The sequence below is a fragment of the Lacticaseibacillus boliensis genome, from assembly GCF_054784775.1.
On sequence record NZ_BAAIHN010000068.1, the window covers coordinates 1 to 4,701 of the forward strand.

6 protein-coding genes are annotated in these 4,701 nt (G+C 46.5%); all 6 read left to right on the forward strand.

Annotated elements, in window-relative coordinates:
* The coding region (locus ACYVRB_RS14055; protein ID WP_461212776.1) for a transposase at window positions 1-377 on the forward strand (377 nt) is incomplete at its 5' end.
* Between the two features lie 232 nt (window positions 378-609).
* Complete coding sequence (locus ACYVRB_RS14060; protein ID WP_461216042.1) at window positions 610-954, forward strand: type 2 periplasmic-binding domain-containing protein; 345 nt, start codon at window positions 610-612, stop codon at window positions 952-954.
* A gap of 13 nt (window positions 955-967) precedes the next feature.
* Window positions 968-1,699: an amino acid ABC transporter permease gene (locus ACYVRB_RS14065; protein ID WP_461216043.1), complete on the forward strand. Its 732-nt coding sequence runs from the start codon at window positions 968-970 to the stop codon at window positions 1,697-1,699.
* Complete coding sequence (locus ACYVRB_RS14070) at window positions 1,692-2,435, forward strand: amino acid ABC transporter ATP-binding protein (RefSeq protein WP_461216044.1); 744 nt, start codon at window positions 1,692-1,694, stop codon at window positions 2,433-2,435. The genes ACYVRB_RS14065 and ACYVRB_RS14070 overlap by 8 nt, the downstream gene beginning before the upstream one ends.
* A gap of 16 nt (window positions 2,436-2,451) precedes the next feature.
* Complete coding sequence (locus ACYVRB_RS14075) at window positions 2,452-3,789, forward strand: lanthionine synthetase LanC family protein (protein WP_461216045.1); 1,338 nt, start codon at window positions 2,452-2,454, stop codon at window positions 3,787-3,789.
* An 11-nt stretch (window positions 3,790-3,800) separates the two neighbouring features.
* Window positions 3,801-4,448 carry an NAD(P)H-binding protein gene (locus tag ACYVRB_RS14080; protein WP_461216046.1) on the forward strand — a complete coding sequence of 216 codons (648 nt, stop codon included), beginning with the start codon at window positions 3,801-3,803 and terminating at the stop codon, window positions 4,446-4,448.
* Window positions 4,449-4,701 lie beyond the last annotated feature (253 nt).

The following is a 4,701-nucleotide window of genomic DNA, read 5'->3' on the forward strand; positions in this document are numbered from 1 at the left end:
TCGTAGTGACCAGCCTGGCCTCCGAGGCTCCAGAGACTTTGTTCAAGACCTATAGACAGCGGGGCAATGCTGAGAACCAAATTAAGGAGCTGAAATGCGGGTTTGGCTTTGACAAAACAGACAGCTCAACTTTTGCACGGAACACTGCACGAGCCTTGATCACCGGTATTGCCTATAACCTGGTTCAGCTCTTTAAACAGCTCTTTGTCTCGGAAGACCGTCGTTCAACCATCTCCTCGCTACGGTTCAGTCTCTTTCACATCGCCGGTAGGATTACTTGGCACGCCCGTCGTGTGGTGATTCATCTTGCTTCTAACTATGTTTACAAGAACTGGTTTAGTCGGCTCATGGACGAAGTCCATCAGTTGGCGACCTGAACTGAATAACTGAATAGGTCGTGCGTCGAGCCGAAAACTGGGTCGGTCTGTTCGTGGTGCATCGATCACCAACTTCTCCGCTCAGTCAGTATTCGCAACGCTCCAAACGTTGCTTTCAGACCGGCCAGATGCGATTTCATGTCCCAAATACCGAGGTGAATAATCCAGGTACAATTCTCTGGCAGATCTGAAAGGCAAAAAAGTCTATGCCATTCCTGGCGGCAACGCGCCTGTGATTCTGGAGAATTACAACAAAGCGCATCCAGAAAATAAATTCAAGATTGTTTATGGTAACTGGTCCGATCAGCTCTTGTATAAGAGTTTCAAAAACAAAACGGTCGATGCGACATTGGAAACCAAGTACACCGCAGATTTTGCGAATAAACAGTTAGGCTCGCAGTATGTCTATTCGGCAAAACCGGTGAACACCAGTTCCACGTATTACTTATTCCGCAAGAACGACGCCAACGAAACCAAACTTAACGATGCGGTCAGCAAAACTCTTGAGCAGTTTAAAAAAGACGGCACGTTGGTCAAATTATCGGAAAAGTATCTTGGTGGTGACTACACCAAGTAGCCCGCTATGAAAGGTGATAACAGCAATGGACGTTACATTTATGCTCGAATGTGTTAAAACGGCGATTCGTTACATACCAGTTACGTTGTATCTGGGGCTATCGGCCTTTGCAATTGGCTTGGTCTTAGGCTTGTTGATCGCTTTGGCGCGCTTTTTCAACGTTCGCGGTTTAAGTTGGTTATTCAAGTGGCTGATCAGTCTTTCCAACAGCGTACCGTTGTTGTTAACACTAACGGTATTTTATCTGTTAACTTCTGATGCCTTGCATCCATTGGGACGAGTGTTTGGTGTTGATTGGCAGTTCAAGTACTTTGATCGCAAGTGGATTGCAATCGTTGCGTTGGCAATTTTTGCGACGAACTACGTTGCTGAAGCCGTACGCGCTGCGTTAGGCGCGGTTCCTCAGAGTCAGTGGGATGCGGCTGCGTCAATCGGCTTGACCACTAAGCAGACGCTGTGGCGAATCGTTTTACCCCAAGCATTACGCTCCAGTATCCCAGTATTTGGCAATACGCTGACTAGTCTCATCAAGGGCTCTTCGCTGGTGTCTGCAGTGTCGGTAGTCGATCTGCTGAATTCGGTAATGATCAAGGCTCAGGTCAATTATGATTATTTTGAAGCCTATATGGGAGCAGCCATTGTTTATTGGGTACTGTGTACGCTGATCACTTTGGCAAGCCGAGCTTTGGGTAAGTTTTCGGTACCACGACATCATCATTTGAAAGGAGGGCTTATCAGTGATTGAAATCAGACACTTATCAAAGACGATTGCCAAACATCAGATTTTAAATGACATCAACTTCACGGTTAACAAAGGAGAAGTTGTCTCGATCATTGGGCCATCTGGTGCAGGGAAAACGACGTTTCTACGGTGCATCAACCTTTTGAATCACCCGGATGTGGGCGAGTTGCACTTTAACAATAAAGTCATCCGGTTTCCACATGTGGCAACCAAAGATCTGCTCGCTGTTCGCAGACAAACGGCGATGGTGTTTCAACAATACGCGCTGTTTATCAACAAAACAGCCTTACAGAATATTACAGAAGGGTTAGTTGTTGCACGCAAGATTGATAAAAAACATGCGGAAGCTATTGGCCTTGATTTGCTCAACAAAGTTGGGCTAGCTGATAAGGCTGATGCCTTTCCAGCAGATCTCTCTGGCGGTCAGCAACAGCGCATTGGAATTGCGCGTGCGCTGGCGCTGAACCCTGAGCTGATACTTTTTGATGAACCGACCTCAGCACTGGATCCGGAGCTCGTCGGTGAGACCTTGGATTTAATTAAGGCTGTCGCTGCCGAGCGAAGCCATCAAGCGATGGTAATTGTGACCCATGAAATGCAGTTTGCTCATGATGTATCTGACCGGATCGTCTTTATGGAAAACGGTACGATATTAGATCAAGGCACACCTGCTGAAATTTTAGAAAAGCCAGAAAACCCGCGGATTCAGAATTTTTTGAAGCGTGTCCGCTACAATTAGAAGAGGAGACTTATTAATGAGTATTCAACTAGCATTAAACACTAAAGAACTGTTACATGTCGCAGAACTCGCCAAGAAGTATATTGATTCTAAAATTGAAACTACAGAACACGGTATTCGGTATTCGCTGGAAGGTTCAGCCAACTCTGACCCATATTTTGATGATGTTAGTCTGTACTCTGGTAGCGCTGGGATTATCCATTATTTGTTGCAGTTATATGCTGTGACACAGGAGCCGGCCTACCTTGAACAGGCGGAAGCTTCATATCCTTACCTTGATTATCGCTTCCATAATTCGCCTGAGTTGAGCCTCGCCTTCTCGCCATGGGCATTCACTAGTGGTTTTGCTGGGGTCGCTTACGCCGTGAGTGAACTGTATAAGGTTACTGGGAAAGCGGAATATAAAGCATTTGTCGAAGAAGTCGTCGAAGCAATTATTGCTGCTGCCAAGCCAGCGGAAGATGGCGTTGGCGCATATTGGTCAGGATCTTTTGGCGTCGTTGCAGATTCCGGAACGTTTTTGTTCCTATTACATGCCGCAGAACAGTTTAACCGTAAAGACTGGCTTGATTTCACATTGAATGCAGGGCGTGTGTTAATCGGACAGGCCAAGCCGTATGAAAAAGGAGGAAATTATTTCGCTGGCTCTCAGTTTGGCGATAACATTATTCCGGGCTATCCAATCGGGGCTGGCGGTGTCGCGTATACCTTATGGAAGCTTTATGACGCTAGCGGGGATGAGACTTTCCGTGATGCGACTGACGGCGTGGCAACCTTCTATCGTGCAATCTATCTAAAAGATGAGCAAGGTTTCATTAAAATTCCACATGCAATCGGCGAAGAACATCCTGTTTATTATCTGGGGTACTGTGGTGGCAATGCCGGGGTTGCCCGTTACTTTTACAAATTATATGAAGAAACCAGTCAGCAAGAATATCTTGATGAAGCCAGTTTACTCTTAGATAGCATCATCGCAGCGGGAGCACCGGAGGTTCACTCTGCAGGTTATTGGAATACGGTTGCCCAATGTTGTGGGTCCTCAAGCATTCTTAATAGCTTCTTAGGTCAATACTTAGCAACTGGTGATGAGCGTTTTCTTGATTATTCTAAGCGGACAGCAGAGCAATTGCTCGGAGATGCGCACCATGATTTTGAAGAGGACGGCACGGAAACAGTGCGGTGGTACGAAGCATATACTCGTCTGGAACCGGATAACATTACTGCGCCGATCGGCTTTTATGAAGGGGCAGCTGGCGCGGGATCGGCCTTGTTATCACTATATTCAGTTTTGAAAGATAAGCCAGCGATTCCGCGGTCCGTTGATGATCCATTTCCGGTTAAAAAATTAGGTTAAAGGAGATTATTATGACAAAAGTCGGCATTATTGGTGCAACCGGGGTTGCTGGGCAAGCCTTGGTACAAGAAGCATTAGCCCAAAATTTGGAGACGACCGCGATTATTCGTAACGCTGCTAAAGGTAAGGACCTATTCCAAGACAAAGTGAACTATCTGATCAAAGATGCCTTTGCGTTGAAAAAGGCGGATTTAGAGAACTTTGACGTCATAATTGACGCTTTCTCGCCGTCGGAGCTTGCCAGCGCATATCAACACATTGACTTGGCAACGAAGCTAGTGGCGTTCTTCCGCACGCAAGACACGCCTCGGCTGTTCTTCATCCTCGGTGCGGGTAGCCTTAAAAATGGCAAAGGGGGACATGTTTTTGATGACCTCTTAAAGGATCCAAGTGCGCAGTCTTGGATTGAGGCCCCACGGCAACAATTTAAGGAGTTTGATTTCTTATCAGAAGTTGATAATGTCAACTGGGTTGCTGTTTCGCCTGGCATTATCTTCAAACCAGGTGAGGCACGTCAGGCACTCGTCGGCGAGGATACCGTTCTATATAATGCGGAGGGCAAGTCTGAAACATCGAGTGGGACCTTAGCTAAAGAGATTATTAATGAGATTCAAACCCCGAAACACGATCATGTCCGTTATGAGGTCATTGATGCATAAACTAAGTCTGTGATGTAGCAGCGACAGCCGTAAGGAGGAGAGCGAAGCCGTCCAATTAGGAGGCCGTGGTCGAGGTCGTTTCTAACCACACATTGCTGATCGAGGCAAGATTTGATGACGGATAATTTTACCTGGATTATTCATAGAATTTCAAAAAAGCAGCGCAATCCCATGATTCACACGGGACTGCGCTGCTTTGGTGTTTCACCCATTGGGTGCGCCTATATGCTAAGGTTGAGTCGACGAAAACCAT

Excerpts from the sequence above, each read along its gene's own strand:
- ACYVRB_RS14075 (WP_461216045.1), top strand. The coding sequence starts at position 2,452 with ATGAGTATTCAACTAGCATTAAACACTAAAGAACTGTTACATGTCGCA.
- ACYVRB_RS14080 (WP_461216046.1), top strand. The coding sequence starts at position 3,801 with ATGACAAAAGTCGGCATTATTGGTGCAACCGGGGTTGCTGGGCAAGCC.